The sequence below is a fragment of the Mesobacillus sp. AQ2 genome (assembly GCF_030122805.1).
Taxonomy (GTDB): Bacteria; Bacillota; Bacilli; order Bacillales; family Cytobacillaceae; genus Mesobacillus; species Mesobacillus oceanisediminis_A.
On record NZ_CP126080.1, the window covers coordinates 4,759,524 to 4,776,861 of the forward strand.

General features: G+C 38.4%; 17 protein-coding genes and 1 tRNA gene. 1 reads left to right on the top strand and 17 read right to left on the bottom strand.

The window, feature by feature from the left end:
- Positions 1-238: 238 nt before the first annotated feature.
- The 3 genes from QNH36_RS23695 to QNH36_RS23705 form a co-directional block, all read right to left on the bottom strand.
- Positions 239-955, bottom strand: coding sequence for a hypothetical protein (locus tag QNH36_RS23695; RefSeq protein WP_349654831.1), 717 nt, complete (start codon positions 953-955; stop codon positions 239-241).
- A gap of 84 nt (positions 956-1,039) precedes the next feature.
- Positions 1,040-1,645, bottom strand: coding sequence for a prolyl hydroxylase family protein (locus QNH36_RS23700; protein WP_283904415.1), 606 nt, complete (start codon positions 1,643-1,645; stop codon positions 1,040-1,042).
- Positions 1,646-1,815: 170 nt separating this feature from the next.
- Entirely contained in the window at positions 1,816-2,664 is an 849-nt protein-coding gene (locus tag QNH36_RS23705; RefSeq protein WP_283904416.1) for an MBL fold metallo-hydrolase, read from the bottom strand.
- 225 nt (positions 2,665-2,889) lie between these two features.
- On the opposite strand from QNH36_RS23705, the gene QNH36_RS23710 reads away from it, so the two are divergent.
- The gene (locus QNH36_RS23710; protein ID WP_251542445.1) at positions 2,890-3,513 is read left to right on the top strand and encodes a DUF2238 domain-containing protein; all 624 of its coding nucleotides are present in this window, start codon (positions 2,890-2,892) and stop codon (positions 3,511-3,513) included.
- Positions 3,514-3,705: 192 nt separating this feature from the next.
- Here the strand turns inward: QNH36_RS23710 and QNH36_RS23715 are convergent, their stop codons facing one another.
- From QNH36_RS23715 to QNH36_RS23780, 14 genes are all read right to left on the bottom strand, one after another.
- On the bottom strand, positions 3,706-4,032 hold the full coding sequence (locus tag QNH36_RS23715; RefSeq protein WP_283904417.1) for a nucleotidyltransferase domain-containing protein: 327 nt from the start codon (positions 4,030-4,032) through the stop codon (positions 3,706-3,708).
- Entirely contained in the window at positions 3,986-4,384 is a 399-nt protein-coding gene (locus QNH36_RS23720) for a hypothetical protein (RefSeq protein WP_283904418.1), read from the bottom strand. Before QNH36_RS23720 ends, QNH36_RS23715 begins: the two co-directional genes overlap by 47 nt.
- 13 nt (positions 4,385-4,397) lie before the next feature.
- Positions 4,398-5,111 (bottom strand): hypothetical protein, encoded by a 714-nt coding sequence (locus QNH36_RS23725; protein WP_283904419.1) that lies wholly within the window; start codon positions 5,109-5,111, stop codon positions 4,398-4,400.
- 715 nt (positions 5,112-5,826) lie between these two features.
- Positions 5,827-6,960, bottom strand: coding sequence for a DUF8371 domain-containing protein (locus QNH36_RS23730; protein WP_283904420.1), 1,134 nt, complete (start codon positions 6,958-6,960; stop codon positions 5,827-5,829).
- Positions 6,961-7,310: 350 nt separating this feature from the next.
- Positions 7,311-7,790: a 23S rRNA (pseudouridine(1915)-N(3))-methyltransferase RlmH gene (rlmH, locus tag QNH36_RS23735; RefSeq protein WP_283904421.1), complete on the bottom strand. Its 480-nt coding sequence runs from the start codon at positions 7,788-7,790 to the stop codon at positions 7,311-7,313.
- A 100-nt stretch (positions 7,791-7,890) separates the two neighbouring features.
- A complete protein-coding gene (locus tag QNH36_RS24030; RefSeq protein WP_481825296.1) occupies positions 7,891-8,178 on the bottom strand; it encodes a CxxH/CxxC protein in 288 nt (95 codons plus the stop codon).
- 3 nt (positions 8,179-8,181) lie between these two features.
- Positions 8,182-9,420: a S1C family serine protease gene (locus QNH36_RS23745; RefSeq protein WP_283904422.1), complete on the bottom strand. Its 1,239-nt coding sequence runs from the start codon at positions 9,418-9,420 to the stop codon at positions 8,182-8,184.
- A 170-nt stretch (positions 9,421-9,590) separates the two neighbouring features.
- Positions 9,591-10,385, bottom strand: coding sequence for an MBL fold metallo-hydrolase (locus tag QNH36_RS23750; RefSeq protein WP_283904423.1), 795 nt, complete (start codon positions 10,383-10,385; stop codon positions 9,591-9,593).
- Positions 10,386-10,391: 6 nt separating this feature from the next.
- Positions 10,392-11,183, bottom strand: a complete 792-nt coding sequence (locus QNH36_RS23755; protein WP_283904424.1) for a two-component system regulatory protein YycI — start codon at positions 11,181-11,183, stop codon at positions 10,392-10,394.
- Complete coding sequence (locus QNH36_RS23760; protein ID WP_283904425.1) at positions 11,170-12,483, bottom strand: YycH family regulatory protein; 1,314 nt, start codon at positions 12,481-12,483, stop codon at positions 11,170-11,172. The genes QNH36_RS23755 and QNH36_RS23760 overlap by 14 nt, the downstream gene beginning before the upstream one ends.
- Positions 12,480-14,309 carry a cell wall metabolism sensor histidine kinase WalK gene (walK, locus tag QNH36_RS23765; protein WP_144479405.1) on the bottom strand — a complete coding sequence of 610 codons (1,830 nt, stop codon included), beginning with the start codon at positions 14,307-14,309 and terminating at the stop codon, positions 12,480-12,482. Before walK ends, QNH36_RS23760 begins: the two co-directional genes overlap by 4 nt.
- A gap of 8 nt (positions 14,310-14,317) precedes the next feature.
- Positions 14,318-15,028, bottom strand: a complete 711-nt coding sequence (gene yycF / locus QNH36_RS23770) for a response regulator YycF (RefSeq protein ID WP_144479407.1) — start codon at positions 15,026-15,028, stop codon at positions 14,318-14,320.
- 259 nt (positions 15,029-15,287) lie between these two features.
- The gene (locus QNH36_RS23775; RefSeq protein ID WP_283904426.1) at positions 15,288-16,775 is read right to left on the bottom strand and encodes a peptidoglycan DD-metalloendopeptidase family protein; all 1,488 of its coding nucleotides are present in this window, start codon (positions 16,773-16,775) and stop codon (positions 15,288-15,290) included.
- Between the two features lie 385 nt (positions 16,776-17,160).
- Positions 17,161-17,233, bottom strand: a tRNA-Phe gene (locus QNH36_RS23780).
- Positions 17,234-17,338 lie beyond the last annotated feature (105 nt).

Below are 17,338 nucleotides of genomic sequence, written 5' to 3' on the forward strand. Positions count from 1 at the left end.
AAAACATTTTGGTTTTATACAAAGAAAAGGCCGAACTTATATAAAATAGTTCAGCTAGTTTAATTTATCCTGTTTGAAAACAGAAATCATAAAATTGAATTGGTTTATTAAAACGGGTTTATGTATTCCATTATCTGCTCCCACTGCCCTTCCGTGAATTTCCCAGGAGATTGTCCGATTATATTAAAAGGACGGATTCGTAAGAGAACCGGCCTTTCTGCTATAGGTTGTAGTAAGATTAACTCCTCGTTCCTTTATCCCTGAATTTCAACATTAACTTAGTAAACCAATAAGCGGTGTACACAATCCCAATATCAATCAGAAAAATATAAAATTGATGCATGCCTCTCTCGATTTTCACCAAACCCATATACTTTTCGAAAGAAGCAAAGACAAAGGCAAAAACAGCGCTTAGCAACGCGGAATAAACATAAAAATTCTTATTATGATTCGTACAATATTGATATACAAGCAAAAAGCCCACTGGCAATGCAGAGGCTGTCATACTAAGGGCTGGAGGGAACCAGGGCGAGAGAAAATATGTATGTATAAAGTAACTGTAATTTGCAAGGACCTGTTCGACATAGGTCCACATGATATGAACCGTATAACCAAAGAAAAAAATCTCAAATAATCTTTTTCGATCGATTAAAAAATACAATAAAATCAATGGCAGCAGCAAAAAAGCCAAAACCATCCAGAACTGCCAGTTCCCCATATCGGAGTATTGATGCCAATATGAGGAGATTAACTTTGTCATCTCATCATTTTTTTCAGTTATTTGATTCCAATAATCCTGGTAACTCAATGAAATAACCCCCAAACCATACAGGCAATAGTCCTCTTTTAGTAAGTTTCCGCTAAAGATGGAGGTTATATACCAAGCGCTGACATAATTCGACGTAATCATAACGGACCCGGCAGGTATGATGATTATAAAAGCAATTGTCTCCATATAGCCTACTCCTTCTTCGCCTTAAAAATGGCAAAAAAAATTAAAGATACTGTTTTGACACAGTATCTCTTCTATAGTTTATATTCAATACTGTGGTTTTTCTCGAAACCATAGGGTCGCAATCCATTTCTCTCCAGCTATTAAAGGACGGGATCCATGCTTTGAGAGTAAATGGACTTGATTTGTTTCTTTACTAAAATTTTCAAAAACCAATAAGTTTCCCTGGATTGGGGTAATATCGAGAGAAAGAGCAGGAAAGAACGTTTCTCCTCCAGCATCCACACTATTTAAGTAAAGAAGTGCTGTATAGGTTCGTTGCCCACCTTTAAGTAAGTACTCTCTCCCAAGTTTGCCAGAGGATTTAAAAGTATCCAAATGCGTATTGAACTTACCACCAGGTTGATATCTGACAATTTGCAGCTTCTCCGCATAATTAAGTGGCTGCCCTACAATGGAAGCAATCCGCTCAGATATGTGCAGAACATTTTCGTTGATATTGTGATGTAACCAGGCATGTTCTGACTTCCGTGCACTTGAAAATGACTTTTTCGAGTCTCCGACAACAGCTGACGGTTTTAGTTTTCCTTTGGCTAAGTCTATCAGTTCTTTACAATCTTCCTCGTTTACCACATTTTCATAATAAGCTATAAAGGGGCTTTTATCATGGTACATAATAGTCGGCTCCTTCATTAAATTCACCTCCATTGTAATTAATCTATTCTTTAAATTATGTAGTGGAAGTGTTTAATGTGAATAACTTAATGAACCATCCCTATAACTCAATAAAAAGAGAGCAGTACAATTACTACTCTCTTGTCCAGTAACGATATTCATACCCACATTGCTGACCGAATCAATATCTAATATCCATTTACAAAGTCGGTGATTGTTTCTATTTCATCTTCTGTAAGTTCCCTTTTCACATGCTTTTTGTATTCTTCAATGATTTTTTGCTGATCACCAAGGCAATTATCTGTATATTGGGCAATGGTTCTTAGCTTAGCTGCTTCCTTATTAAATTCATCTTTCGAAATCGCCCTTTGATGTGAAAGTATATATGTTTCTGCATCAAAAGCTTCTAATTCATTCAACAGCCGCAGCGTTTCATTGATTGTGTAGTTTTGTTTTTCGGAAAAAATATCTGGATAAATACAATCACCAAGAAAGAGAATTTTTTCTTCTTTAACATACACGATCACAGAATCTGAAGCGTGATCTCCTCCAACGTGCTGCACGACGCAAGTTACACCGCCAAGGTCGATTTCAACGCGTTTTTCAAACGTTAAATCCGGCAAGACAATGGTGATATCCCTGTGATCTGGGAATTCCTCCTTGATTGCTTTCGCACAAAATTCAATTTCCGATCCTTCCCTAACTCGTGCATCTAATGCTTCATCTGACCATGAAAGCGGGATTAGCTTCTCCATTTCTTGTTTCGTTTCTTTGGAAGCAATAGAAACTATTTTAGGGAATGCTGAAAGCCCAAAAATATGATCCCAATGCCAGTGAGTAAGAACGACCATATCAGGATCAGGGATTCCCCTTTTTAAAAGTTCTTCCAGAAAATAATTTGCATGGTCCTCCGAGTTGCCTGCATCAATCATTAAGGTCTTTTTCTTGCCCACAACCATCCCTAAAATTGGCCGGTCGGTCAGCGAAACTGGAGTGATATACCAAAAACTATTGCCTATCTTGTTTATTGAATGCATATAGGATTCCTACCTTCTTTATTTTATATTTAGTGAATTTTCCCTAGCCCATTTGTGACATTCAGCAACTACACTTTTTTTTAAAATAAAACTCCAATCCTTTATGGTATAGTTCACTGCAATCTACTACATGAGGTTATATAATTTAAAACTCATCCCATTTTCTATAATACATAAATGTTAAGCAAATACTAAATGCAACTTGTTTTTCATGGAGTGATTTGAATGTCACATAAAATGAATAGTTCTTCGATTCATTTTTTCTTGTTATTGGTTGTTTTACTTGTACTTATTTGGTCCCTGATTAAACCGGAAGAAGGATATATGGTTTTGTTGGTGGAGGTTTTACCTTCAATATTGGCAATACTGTTTTTAGTATTAACATATAATCAGTTTCGCCTCACCACTGTTTCCTATGTCATCATTACCTTTCTTGTCATTTTGACGTTTGTAGGGGGGCATTATTCTTATTCAAAAGTTCCACTCTTTACATGGATCAAAGATTATTTTGATTTACAGAGAAACCACTACGATCGGTTTGGTCATTTTCTTAAGGGGTCTATTGTGATAGTGATAATAGAGATATTATTAAGGAAAACGGCTTTATCGAAAAGTAAAACCACAAATTTTATTGCTTTATGTATAACCCTAGCAATCGGGGCTTTCTACGAAATCATTGAGTGGGCAAGTGCAAAAATAGGGAAAGAAGGGAAAGTCACAAAAGATTTTTTAGGGATGCAGGGAGACATATGGGATGCCCAGTGGGATATGGCACTTTTACTTGTAGGTTCCATTCTTTCGCTATTTATTATAAAAATCCTTTATAAAGAATTAGAAAGATCCAGATAATGGGTTGATATCTATTTAAAATAACCCAGGTACAACATTTGAGCAACAAGATAGATGGCCAAATAAGCCGAGTTATTATTCATAACTTGGCTTATTTGGCATTGTTATCTAAAACCCCAACTACTTATGGTACGTTCACCGTAACGTATCTAAATGAGGTTTCACCGGAAAATAACACTGACGTATAAATTACTAGTAAAGATCAAAATCCACTGCCTTTTCGCTCTTAATAAAGTTGACTTCTAACTCCTCTTCTAGAGATAACAATAACAAATCCACCTGAATAGGGGAAATACCGTTAAGATAATTTACAATTTCATTTTTTAAATTTAATACACTTTTTATACTTATCAAATGCTGGTTATATACCATTAATAAATCAATATCTCGAGGATTCTCTTTATGTAAAATAGAACCAAATAAATAAAAATTAATTTCATATTCTTTGATACAAGCAATTAGCTGTTTATTTTCATTCATCCTTTGCTGAAGGCAGGTAATTAATATAGGATTCCCCATTGTAGAATACAGCCCCCATAAGTTCATTAAATGTAAAGATAGCTACACCGTAATCTTTTGCTAACTCCTTTGCTTTAGAAGCATACTGATTCCACAAACTTATTACTAAAATTGTATTAATTTTAGGGTTATTTTCTATTATTTCTAATGCCGCGCCTTCTCCCAATACATAGGCATCAATTAAGTAGATATTGAGATTACTAAAAGTACCCGTTCTTTCAACCTCTAAAATATGGTAATCTAATCTTGTTACTTTTGTTACAGTAGGTTTTGACTCCAGTCGCTTAACTAAAAAATCTACGCCGTTTGCTAACGGTTTCTTTAATCCCTCACCATAGTACAGTTCTCCCATTTCTATACATCTCCTAACTTAGGATATCATTCATTTTAATTGGAAATTGTGGATAATCTGCAATTCTTTCCTCTCTAACTTGATTATCCTTAAATCCTTTAGCATGAATTTTAAACTGGATTAAAGTTTCTCTTTCTTCTTCATTTAATATATTAATATTTTCCTCTAATAACTTAATTATCTGGTCATTATTAGGAACAATCATCTCTTGAGCCAATTTTCTCCAAGCTTCATGTTTTTGCGTTGTCATGTCAGACTTGTTTGCCTCTGTTGGTCCATACATTTTAAATACGGTAGCATTTTCAAATAATATATCTTTGATTTCCTTTCTTAACTCAGCTCTAGTCTTTGGCATATTTTCATTTTGTGGCAGTTGATAATAATTGTTTGTAGTAGTTGTAAAGGTAGAGCGGCTTCCTCCACTATTTACAGTACTTTTTTCAAAGTGAGAATCTTGCATATTAATTTGGATATCTTGTCTTTGTTGAATCCTATTTAATATTTCAAGTAATTGAGAATCATCATCTATAGCAGCTTCTAAAAACTTTGAGCTTTTTTTGTAGCTTTCAGGAATTTCGTTCACCTTATCAACAATTATTTCTAAATCATTATCATTAATTAGCCATCCTCTTAGTTTTTCCTTTAAAAATTCAACTGTTATCTTTCCCGTAGATTTAATCCCATCCCAAGCTAATCCAGACAAAATAGTTGATGTCAAAAAGTCCATAAATTATCACCTCAAAATTATAAAATTTTATATATTTATAATGGAAATTATCCATAAAAAACCTTACTTAATTAATCTATCAAAATATTCCATAAAAAAACAGTCTAACTGAAATGAAAGTTAGACTGTTTCATTTGATAATAAAAAACCTCATTTATTTATGATAAGGTTCTCCGTTATTCTCCGTTACTAATCAAAATGAGGTATTTATAAAAAAAATCCTCCCAAGCAATACTATTTATTTTTAAGAGTTAGGTGTTAGACATATGTCACAACTCCCAACTGTTCGAATTATAAGATAAGGTGATAAACTTCCTTTTGTTGTTTCACACGGTCGAACAATTGTTATTGACACCTCAGATGTTTATATTTTAATAGATCGAATAGGATCTGAAAAAAAATAATAAACCGAATATCTTCGTTCCATTACTGGAATTCTTTTTTTCTGAAGTAAGTGACGATAATCCTATAAAATTCTACATTTCAGGGATAAAGGTAAATTTCCGGTTTTGATATTATCTAAATTACTGACTTCCGTATTAAGACTTATTATTATGCAAAAAAACTCCAATACCTATTAAATAATAAGTTTCTTTTAATAAACTAGCTTTTTATGTGAATGATTGCTATAAAACATGTTACAAACATTGCATTATCTTCACATAAACTCACCTACTTGTGATATAGTTTCACGGTACCAATTATAACTATTGTTTTAATTAAGTGGAGAAAAATCACTAGTAAGTTTAGAAGCTGAAGGTTTGTTATTCGTTGCATCCACACTAACAATCATTATATTAAGATTATACTTTTGATTGATTATATCAACCTCTCTTTCCAAACCCTTCAATTTTTTAAATTCTGTTTTTTCAAATACAATTACCATAAATACTGCATCTTTTATTTCCTCAGCCAGTAAATATTTTACCAGTTGCAAGGTTAACCCTTGTCTTAATTTAGGATTAGATGCCAACTTTACCTCGATTAAGATTCTTTCATTTACTCCTCTTGAAAGTTTAAAATCTATTGGACCTCTCCCAATATTCGCTTCTGGTGAAACGTCTACGTTATTTGTTTGGAAATATAAGTAACTAGTTGCCATAAAAAGTAGCTGCACTGCTTTTTCATCTCTTGGCTCATAATTTTTATACCAAAGAAGTTTATAAATACCGTGATTTACAATTGAATGGACAAAATTATCAATTCCTTTTTTAACGACGTTCAAAAAGTCATCCTTTATAGTTACCTCATAAATTTCATCTTTTAATTCTTTTAAGCTTAAAAGAGATTTATATTCTTCTTCAATATCAGGTGGCATTAAATCCACGTAATCTGCTAATACAATACCAAACTGAGATTCAAATTTTTTTGTTGGCATATTTTTAAAAATTGATAAATAAAGGGGGACATCTAAAAAGTCATGATCTTGAAAGCAATTCTCGAAATAAAAATAAAACTCATTCAAATCCCCCATCACCCAATCAGGATTCTCCTCGTCTATATCTGGATTCTCCTCTCTTATCTTAGGTTCAATGTCATAGAAAAATAGACTTTCCCCATTATTATGGGCACGATAATCATCATCAATCTCACTAGCTATATTGATAATTGAATATAAAGCGTATTCATGTAAAGGAGTAAGTGTATGAACGAAATAATCTTTACTCCATAAATATAAATCTTTTGTAGCTTGTCTACACTGTTTTTCTTTGGTCCTATAGATTACCTCAGGGAAAATATCAGAAAAATCATCGTCATTAAATTCAAAATAATTCTCAATAAAATCATTTAGCTTTTCATTAGCATAACGTAATAAATCTTCAGTTAAATTAGCATAAATTTTTATCACAATTTGCTCCCCTTTGAAGACTACAAAGCACTAATAGTCATAATTCATCTTTTATCTTATCTCTAATAAAATAGGTAAACAACTATTATAAGTATTAATTTCATCTATACTTTCTTCATGAATTAAAAAGATTGTTAAATATTGATTTACTTATGAAATGATTGTTCATGACTCCGTGACTCGTATAAGGGCGATTTTAATCAAAACACTATTTTTAATTTAAACGCGAGTATAATATTAAGGGAAAATTTTTATAAGCCATTCTATATATTATTTGCTTCCTAAAAGGAAAGCCTATTCAAGAATATCTAGTCTTGAATAGGCTCGTTATATCTTTTCAAAAACCTCATTTATTTATGGTACGGTTCACCCCGATTAATCCGAAATGCCCGATAAATCTGTTCCACTAATATCAGCCTCATCAGCTGGTGTGGAAAGGTCATTTTTGAAAAAGATAACTGTTCATCCGCCCTTTTCAACACTTCATCGCTCAGTCCCAGAGACCCGCCGATAACAAAGGCGATTTTACTTTTCCCATAGGTGGCGAGTTTGTCCAGGCTGTCTGCAAGTTCTTCGGAGGATTTCAGCTTGCCGTTAATGGCCAGGGCGATGACATAGGTATCCTGGCCAATTTTAGAGAGGATTCGCTCTCCTTCTTTTTGTTTGACCTGGACCATTTCGTTATCACTTAATTCCTCCGGTGCTTTTTCATCTGGTACTTCGAAAACTTCTACTTTTGCGTAGCTTCCGAGTCGTTTAAGATATTCTTCTATTCCCTGTTTGAAGTATTTTTCTTTCAATTTGCCAACCGTCACGATTGAGATATTCACAGGCATCCCCACTTTACAAACAGATTACAAACAGTTCACAAACAATCTATCCACAATAGTTATCCACATATTCACATCGATATCCACATTTAGTAGGCGATCATTCGTTCGCCACAATATATACAGCAGGTTGTCCACAGTATCCACAGACAAACCCTGACTTATCAACAGCCTCTATCTTCGTTAATTGAGGCGCAACTTCAAACTCATCAACTGCCTCATCCAGTGCCAACTCTACATGTTCAGCGCAGCAATACTTCATTTTTCTCTTCCTTTCAGCTTCTTTTAATAAGATTATCATTTGCTTAAATTCATTATTAAATTTATCCACAAGGACCATTTTAACACAAAAAACAGGAAGCTTTCTGCCTCCTGTTTTTATTGACAACGACTATAAAGTTTCTCCACCCAGCTTCATTGTTGTTTCTTGCAGCTGGCCATTTCGGTAGTACTTGACCTGCATATCGTCGCCGACCTTCTTTTTGTTATACAGATGCTTTCGCAAATCGACGACATCACGAATATCTTCGCCGTCCATTTCGACAATGACATCATATTCCTTCAGGCCAGCCTTGTCTGCCGGGAAATTCGGCTCAACGCCTCTGATTGCAACACCATAATTCACTTCCTTAGGAAGCTTCAATGTATTCTGTTGATGATAGGACGAAATCTCATTAACAGAAGCCAATTCGACGCCCATGAATGGTCTTTTCACTTCACCGGTCTTCTCAAGGTCATCAATGATGGGAGCTGCGTAATTGATAGGAATCGATAATCCGATTCCTTCTACGGCACTCTGGGCAATTTTCATCGAGTTGATGCCAATGACCTGTCCCTCGATATTGATCAAGGCTCCTCCACTATTGCCAGGATTTATGGCTGCATCTGTCTGAAGCACTTCAGCCTGCCAGTCAGGTGTCCCGTCCTGGTTGACGTCGACCGGAATGGCCCGCTCCAGGCCTGAGATAATTCCCTGAGTAACGGATCCTGAAAAAGTAAGGCCCAGCGGATTTCCGATGGCGATGACGGGTTCACCAGGCTTCAGCTTCTCAGAATTCCCAAACTCAGCTACGACCTTTATTTGTTCCGCAGGCACTTCCAACACCGCCAGATCCGTCCAGATATCGCTTCCTAAAAGTTTGGCTGGGATTTTTGTCCCGTCGCTAAGGCTGACCTCAAGCTCAGAAGCCTCTGCTACTACATGGTGATTCGTGACAATATAGGCTTTGTCTCCTGCCTTTTTATAAACCACGCCGGACCCTGTTCCGCCTGCTTCCTGGGTTTGTCCCCAGAAGTTTGTGCTTTCCTGGATATTCGTGATGCCTACAACCGCATCTCCGGCCTTGTCGACAGCATCGGTAATCTGGGAATAAACATCAATCGAAACATTCTTTTTCGCAGTAATATCTTCTTTATCGTCTTCAGACTTCTGTTCATCTGTTACGGCTGATTGATTATTTAGTTGAATCTTATATGGCAGCACATCCAAGTTCGATAACAGGGGAATCGAGAAAATCACCAATAACGCCCCAATGACTGCGCCTGCCAGGCTGGCCCAGAAAAAGCCGCCTTTCCTGCCGTTTTGCGGTTTATACCTGCCTTGATAATCCTGATCATCGTAATAACCCAATGTCCACCAACCCTTTCATTGACCAATAGATACAATCATTTTTATACAAAATATTATACTACCTGTCATGATAATTTCTAAATCATAAGCCCTTTCAAGAATTGAAAAAGGAGTAAAGACGTTGTTCATGCCTTTACTCCTTTACCTATAAATCTATTTCCATAAACGCTTTAAATGGCTGTTAGAGGCGTCGGAGTCTTTGGATCCGTGTCAATCAAATCGAACTGTTCGCCTACAATGATTCCCTTGCCCTCCAACGTTTGCGCGACTGACATCCTTGCAAGGTCCTTCATATTGTTATCCTTGCTCAAATGGGCAAGATAAATCCGTTTGGTTTGATCTCCTGCGACTTCGCTCATTGCGACTGCAGCATCCTCATTGGAAACATGGCCATAATCGCTCAGGATCCGGCGCTTGACGCTCCATGGATACCTTCCCATCCGCAGCATCTGGACATCATGGTTGCTCTCGAACACGTAAGCATCAGCATTCGTGATGATTCCCTTCATCCTGTCACTGACATAGCCTGTATCGGTAATCAGCACCAATTTTTTTCCGTCATTATGGAACACATAGAACATCGGCTCTGCTGCGTCGTGTGAAACACCAAAAGATTCGATGTCCAATCCGCCGAATGATTTGACACTTTCCATGTCAAAAGAAAACTTCTGGTCCAGCGGGACTTCCCCAATCAATCCGTCCATCGCTTTCCACGTTTTTTCATTCGCATAGATTGGCAGTTTATACTTACGGGCAACGATTCCTATGCCTTTTATATGATCGCTATGTTCATGCGTCACTAATATTCCAGAGAGGTCTTTCATATCGCGGCCGATTTGCTTGAATAAAGCCTCCATCTGTTTGCCGCTCAATCCGGCATCTACTAAAAAGGATTGGCCCTCCGTCTCCACATAGATCGCATTTCCCGTACTCCCGCTGGCGAGAACACTAAAATGCAAACTCATATCTCTTCACTCCGTTTTATTTTCTCCGTCTGTCAACGGGATGACCCGACCTTCGAATGCATGTACAAACAGGTTTTCCTTGCCGTTGACTTCAATTCTCCACGTAGGTGTCACCACATGGGAAGCTGTCAGGGATACCAGCGTGGAATATCCCAGTTCAAAATCGGTAATTTTGCTTTTGGGCTTAAGCAAACCTTTTTTATAAAGGGTTTCCAGCGCTCTGAGCGGCGGCAGCAATTCCTCTGCATCCGACAGTTCATCAATGATTTCCAAATAGGTCTGCTTGTACGAAGTCACTTCAAGATCTTCATTAAAATAGAAAGTCAATTTGGCGTTGCTGTTATAATAAAACGTTTTTTGGTCATGCTCCTGATAATACGTAATCGTTCCGGCCTCATCATTTTTGCTCCAGAACTTATACTGCTCTCCGGCAAAAATATTCGCTTTTATAAAGGCAGACAGTTCAGCAGGCTGGAATTTGCTTGTCAATTTCAACGGCTTTTCGAGCTTGGCTTCAATTGATGTACCATCCCCGAGAGTGATGGACTGTCCCTTGACCTTCTCCGTTTCCACGGTAGTGAATACCTTTGCCCTTACACTAAGATATTGTTCTTTATTTTTCGCCTCAGGAAGTTCACCATAGCTGATATCATCATTCTTCAGTTTTTCCTCAAGCGGCGCTTCCCTCGGGATTTCATACTGTGCTGCATCTCTCGTATTCATGAACTGATATACAAGGTAAATATCGAGGACGAGGAACGTCAGAATAAAGATTGTCTTGATCCTACTCCAATCCATTATTCAATTCCTCCTCCCATATAAGCTGACGCCATTCCTGGTCGTACAGATAGAACCAGCCTGGCTCAAGCAGAATCACTGAATTCTCCGGCCCCTGCGTCATATAGTAACCCGGCATCATATTCTGCAGCAAAGAAGGTTTAAAATCTTTTTTTCGCTGAAGATAATCAAGTGCCTGATAACCGGATGGCAGTGTTTTCGTTACGACTTCCGGGTTTAAAGGGAGCTCCAGATGGAATCCAGGGCGTACATATCGGCTGATTTCCGATTGCCTCCACTGCTGGTAAATCTCCGACATGCCGATCTGATTGAACACAGGATATCCTTCCTTGCTGTACAGACGGAAAAGGACATTCTGGCTAAAATCGTCCTTATACACGTAACGGTACGATTCCGTCCAGCCGCCATGCTCGTTAACAAACTCAATGCTTTTCTGTAAAACATTGTTCGTACCGATGACCGAATCCCCACTCCGGACAGGATTCACATAGTTAATCATATTTGTTTGCGTATCCACAATCATTTTGCTGGCATCATCGGTATATTCCTCAATGCCATCCACCACGCTTCGCTGTACAAAGCTTGGATCCGTGAAAAGAGCTTCTTTGAACAGGTCTGAATCCAGAGGATTTTGATAATAAGTGTGCATGACCATCTCAACTTTTTCAGTTGGTAAATAGATCTTCTTGATATCAGATACCGTATAAAGGAAATACGGAGTCAGCCTTCTGGCAGACTCATAGAATTTGTCAGTAAAATCATTTATATAGGTCGGACTGACATTGCTGACATAGACTTCCTGGTTTTTTTGCGAATAAAAGTAGACAATTCCTTCCTGCTTTTGCTGTGTCTCGGAATTGATGATAATGCGGTCGAAATCAAATTTCGGGATATCCTTTTCGTTAATATTCAATACCCTTTTATAGAGTTCGATAGGCACCTCATCTGGAAAAATTATTTCGGTGTTGTCCCCCTGGACGATTTTCTCATTAAATTCAGTGACCCGTCCAGGATACTTTTCGACATCAAAATACTTCCACTTTGCAATAACACCAATAACCCCATCAATATAAGCATTATCCACAGAACCAAACTGCTTGCCTCCCACATGATAAATAACCTGATGTGGCTTGACTATTTTCTTCAGTTCCTTCTGAGTGGCTATATTCACTTCTTCTACCGTCCTTTGATTATTGACTAGCTCATAGGCCGGCTGATAAGTCCAGATATTCCATGTTAAAAAACCACTTAATGCTACGAGAAATGTTAAAATAACAGTTTTTATATTTTCATATGTCATGACCAATCATCCTCTGCACTCCGGTCATAAGGAAGAGTGAACTGAACGGTTGTTCCTTTCCCTTCCACACTGTCCGCCCATATCTTTCCTCCGTGGGCATTGACCATTTCCTTGGCAATCGCCAGTCCAAGACCGGTTCCGCCAAGTTTTCGTGTCCTGGCCTTATCGACTCGGTAGAAACGATCAAAAATCTTATCAAGATTATCCTTAGGAATGCCGACACCTTCATCTGAGATACTTGCGACAATCTGATCATCCAGTTCTTTTACCTTGAATGTAATCGTCCCGCCCTCTGGTGAGTATTTCATTGCATTGGAAATGATATTGTCCAGTACCTGGGTGATTTTGTCTTCGTCTATTTCTACGAAAATGGCTTCACTGGGTAATTCCCTTACAAAGGCTACATTTTGTTCCTTTGTCATTTCAAACCGATCAATGATTCGGTTAAAGAACACCGGAAAGTCCACCCACTCTTTTGAAAGACGGTAATCCACACTGTCCAGCTTGGAAAGCTGCAGCAAATCGTTAACCAGACGGATCATCCGCTCTGTTTCTCCTCTGGTGGTCTCCAGGAAGTTCGGGGCAATCTCCTCATCACGCCATGCACCATCAGCCAATGCCTCCAAATAACTGCGCATAGTTGTCAGCGGAGTCCGCAATTCATGGGATACATTCGCAACGAATTCCCGTCTTTCCATATCGATTTTTTCTTGTTCAGTAACATCATAAAGAACCGCAATCAATCCATTTACAAAGCCGCTTTCCTTCTGGATAACCGAAAAATTCGCACGAAGGATAAATGGTTTACGTTTCGTACTGTAATCAAGGATGATAGAGTCTTTTTCCTGAAGCAAATCTTCAAAGCTATAATTTTCATCCAATCCAAGTACGGAAACCAAAGGCTGTGAAAGCACTGTTTCACGTGAAACACCCAGCATTTGCTCAGCAGGATCATTGATCAGGATGATCCGCCCTTTGCGGTCCGTTGAAATGACGCCATCCGTCATATAGGAAATAACGGAGCTGAGCTTTCTTTTCTCGCCTTCCGTAGTGGCCTGAGCCTCCTGCAGCTTCTTCGTCAGATTGTTAAAAGTAATCGCGAGTTGACCAATTTCATCGTAGCCATAAACTTTAACCTTCCTGGAAAAATTACCGCGTGTCATCGCCAGTGCCTGCTTGCGCATATCGGATATCGGCCTGGTGATTGTTTGTGCCAGTAAGATTCCCAGAATAGCTGTGAAAATCAGAGCAATCGCCGTTCCGGTAGCAAGGATTTTATTGATATCATTCATCTGTTTAAAAATATTATCAATCCTCGCCACAAGGTAGACCGCACCAATTGCTTCACTGTTATGCATGATAGGTGTGGATAGTACCCAAACTCTCTTATTCGATTTTGGGTCCCACTGGATGACATCTTCATCTTCTTCAAAGATGATCGAACGCTTAATCTTGACATCAGGTGTTCTTTGGCCAACCAGCCCCTGATTGCTAGTGCTTGATGTTCCAAGTATTTTGAAACTGCTGCCGTCAATTACCCGGATTTCAGAAATATCATTGGTCTTATTATAATCACTTAATATTTGCCTAATTGCTTCCTCTTTCGTGGGATCTTCCTTCCCGCGTTCCTTGACCATTTCCTCCTGGAGATCATAGACCAGCAGGTCCACTCGGGATTTTACAGATTCCTGGTAATTGGTCATTAAGGTCGTCTCGAGCTTGCGGACAAAATAAACTCCGATGATCTGCATCGCCACGAGAATAAGCAGGACATATATAAGCACAAATTTAAGGTGTATGGAGCGAAAAAAACCGACTTTTTTCATCCCTGTTCTTACTCCTGCTCAGAGTTTCTTAAATAGTAGCCTACTCCTCGTCTTGTCACGATCCACGTTGGATGACTAGGATTATCTTCGATTTTTTCACGAAGACGTCTTACAGTAACGTCAACGGTACGAACGTCGCCATAATAATCATAACCCCAAACCGTTTGAAGAAGATGCTCCCTCGTCATGACTTGTCCAATATGCTTGGCAAGATAATGGAGCAGTTCGAATTCACGATGCGTCAATTCAATTGTTTCTCCTCGTTTGGAAACAACGTAAGCATCAGGATGGATCGTCAAAGAACCGACACTAATTTCATTTGATTCCTCTTGCTCATCCTCTTTGACTGCATTCGCCTGGTGGCGGCGAAGATTCGCTTTTACCCTTGCAATCAATTCTCTCGTGCTGAACGGCTTCGTGACATAATCATCCGCTCCAAGCTCAAGGCCGAGAACCTTATCGATCTCTGAATCCTTGGCCGTCAACATGATAATTGGCATCTCATACTTCTTGCGGACTTCGCGGCAGACTTCCATGCCATCGCGCAAAGGCAGCATGATATCAAGCAGGATCAAATCAGGCTGTACTTCCTCGACCATTTCAACTGCCTGATTTCCATCATATGCACAGTAAACATCGTAACCTTCCTTTTTTAAATTGAACTGCAGGATATCTGCAATTGGTTTCTCATCATCTACAACCAGAATTTTCTTCTCCATACCAATTCTCCTTTTAAAAACATATTATCATTCGTATATGAAAAATCTTCTCTTTTTTAAAAATGCTATCTTATCTATTTTACTGTAAAACAGAGAAAAACTGAATTTTTCTGTTATACAACTTCTATTCTTCTCTTCCCAATTGTACCAATCCTGCCCATAACATTAAAATAACTGGCTTATATCCGTACTATACCAAAGAGGGACCTGTAATAAAAAAAGTCTCTAGTTTGGCTAGAGACTTTTTTATGTTTCAATTTTATCTGCTTAATTTAGACAACGGGTCAATAATCCTGCCGTTTTGATAAACTTCAAAATGAAGATGGATACCAGTGGAGTTTCCGGTTCTTCCCATAACACCGATTTGTGAACCGCGAGCAACTGTCTGACCTACGTTTACAGAGATGGATGCAAGGTGAGCATACATAGTACGGTAGCCGTTATTGTGATCGACAATGATTTTATTGCCATATCCATCGCCCTTGTTACCAGCATATACTACGGTTCCGTTATCCGCTGCCTTGATTGTGTAATTACTCGGCCTAGCGATATCGATACCTTTGTGCATCCTGCTCCAGCGGTAACCCTGACGGCTTGAGATGTAACCGCCATTCGTGGGCCATGCAAATGTACCGTCTCCACGGGAAGGCATAACCTTGGTTCCTTTGACGATAACTTCCTTCACAGGCTCCTCAAGTACAGATTCTTTGATGACTTCCTTCTTGATTACCCTGCCATTTTGTTCAGTCAGTGAGTAGGTGATGCCCTTCATACCAACTTTGCCTTCCTGCTTCTTCTTAGTATCACCCTTAGGCATTGCAGGATCTTCAATGACTTCTTTTTCGAAAGCCACTTCTTCCTTAGCATATACTTGACGGTCGACAACCACTTCAACGAAAGGCTTTAAAACAGTTACATTCAGCTCTTGACCAGGCTTAAGGACGGAATTTTCATCCAACCCTTTATTTAATGAAAGCAACTGGGCAAGCTCCAGATTGTGGTCACTTGCAATGCTTCCCAATACATCTCCTTCTTTAACCCGATACTTCTGTTCTTCAAGAGTACCTTTTTTAAGTAGCTCTACAGCTTCCTTAACAGAAAGTATCTTCTCAGGAGCAACTTTTTCTTTTGATTGTGAAACTTCCTGGGTAAAACTAGCGTCTAATAAACGAGTTTCATTTTCTTTTACTTCGGGTAATGGTAGATTAGGAGAATTTTTTTTACTCTCCACTTCAGCCAACTCTTCTTTGGTAATGTATTCAAGCATTAAGGTTTTGAGTACTTCATCAGCTGCTTCCTGGTCTTTTAGATAAGCAACAGGTTTGTCACCAATCACTAAAGCTGAAGCATCTGCCTGGACATTAATCTGGCTCTTAAGTTCAGCCAATACTTCACTTGTATTGGAGTCTTTTGCAGAACTGAACACTTGCTCAGGAATATAAGATACATCTACCCCTAGATCGACATCCAGGTCCGCATAATCCTTCTTGGCAGCTGCTAACTCAGCTTCAACCAGTTTCTCCACTTGCGTTTTGTCTGCTACAGTTCCTGCAAATTTATCATTTACATATACGTAAAATACGGTCGTTGTTGTTAATTTAGATTCTGCCGCATGTGCCGCATTTCCCGCACCAAAAGACAATGCAGCTACAGTAACCGCAGCCATGATTGACTTTTTTATTGCTGGCTTCATCTCTTTAGATGTTTTGCCGGCAAGATTGGACAGCCTATGTTTTAAATTATTCATCCTGATCCTCCTACAACGGTCAAACACTATTAGTCTAGTTCTATATAACTATTATCTGATAATTGTACCTTTATACTTTACCATATAATGTCTCGCAGGGAAGATTAGTCTTCATTATGTAACAAAAATGTATAATAGCTGACATTTTATTACGTTTTTTGTCAGATAAATGCCATTTTGTATCGATCTATTTTCCTATCTTCCACGCGCAAAATAAGCCAAAAACCTAGTAATATCAGGGTATTCCCCTACTTTTGAATGAAAGTTTTTGAACCTTCTTGTTAAATCCAATACAAACATGTTAATAATAGGAAGATTACCGACTTTATTACAAAAGTATTACAAAAAAAAGAGAGCATGTCTTTAGACACGCTCCCTTTTTTAATGGCTCAGGACGGAATCGAACCGCCGACACAAGGATTTTCAGTCCTTTGCTCTACCGACTGAGCTACTGAGCCAAGATGATATTATGTTCCCTAAACTATGTGTTGATTAAGTCCTTTGCTCGAATGACCTTCCGGTCTTTCTCGCAGGTTGCCGCTGGAGCTTAGTCGAGGATGTGA

Coding starts and splice junctions, on each gene's coding strand:
- QNH36_RS23760 (WP_283904425.1), bottom strand. CDS start 12,483: ATGACATATGAAAATATAAAAACTGTTATTTTAACATTTCTCGTAGCA.
- QNH36_RS23720 (WP_283904418.1), bottom strand. CDS start 4,384: ATGGGAGAACTGTACTATGGTGAGGGATTAAAGAAACCGTTAGCAAAC.
- QNH36_RS23775 (WP_283904426.1), bottom strand. CDS start 16,775: ATGAATAATTTAAAACATAGGCTGTCCAATCTTGCCGGCAAAACATCT.
- QNH36_RS23705 (WP_283904416.1), bottom strand. CDS start 2,664: ATGCATTCAATAAACAAGATAGGCAATAGTTTTTGGTATATCACTCCA.
- walK (WP_144479405.1), bottom strand. CDS start 14,309: ATGAAAAAAGTCGGTTTTTTTCGCTCCATACACCTTAAATTTGTGCTT.
- QNH36_RS23750 (WP_283904423.1), bottom strand. CDS start 10,385: ATGAGTTTGCATTTTAGTGTTCTCGCCAGCGGGAGTACGGGAAATGCG.
- QNH36_RS23725 (WP_283904419.1), bottom strand. CDS start 5,111: ATGGACTTTTTGACATCAACTATTTTGTCTGGATTAGCTTGGGATGGG.
- QNH36_RS23715 (WP_283904417.1), bottom strand. CDS start 4,032: ATGGGGAATCCTATATTAATTACCTGCCTTCAGCAAAGGATGAATGAA.
- yycF (WP_144479407.1), bottom strand. CDS start 15,028: ATGGAGAAGAAAATTCTGGTTGTAGATGATGAGAAACCAATTGCAGAT.
- QNH36_RS23700 (WP_283904415.1), bottom strand. CDS start 1,645: ATGAAGGAGCCGACTATTATGTACCATGATAAAAGCCCCTTTATAGCT.
- QNH36_RS23695 (WP_349654831.1), bottom strand. CDS start 955: ATGGAGACAATTGCTTTTATAATCATCATACCTGCCGGGTCCGTTATG.
- QNH36_RS23710 (WP_251542445.1), top strand. CDS start 2,890: ATGTCACATAAAATGAATAGTTCTTCGATTCATTTTTTCTTGTTATTG.
- QNH36_RS23755 (WP_283904424.1), bottom strand. CDS start 11,183: ATGGATTGGAGTAGGATCAAGACAATCTTTATTCTGACGTTCCTCGTC.